General features: G+C 48.4%; 1 protein-coding gene. It reads right to left on the reverse strand.

Annotation, left to right across the window (positions count from 1 at the left end):
* The coding region (locus SM754_RS20400; RefSeq protein ID WP_323677972.1) for a hypothetical protein at positions 1-246 on the reverse strand (246 nt) is incomplete at both ends.

Consider the following 246-nt stretch of genomic DNA (forward strand, 5'->3'; position numbering starts at 1 on the left):
GATACATGCCTGTCAACTGTCCCACGTGGGCAAATATATACTGCAAACCATCTGCCAGCTGGAAGGCATCTACATTGCCCAAGCGATACTGCACATGGCTGTCCACAACCAGCTTGGTTAAACGCAGTACTTCCCGACATAGATGGAAAGCATTCCCAAAACGGGATTTCTTTCCTTCCTTGGTGGTGAGCGTCTTGACAGGCTTCAGGTTGAAGTTGTAGTCCAAGTGCAGATAGTTGAGGTTCT

This window comes from Halorubellus amylolyticus (genome assembly GCF_034808145.1).
Lineage (GTDB): Archaea > Halobacteriota > Halobacteria > Halobacteriales > Natrialbaceae > Halorubellus.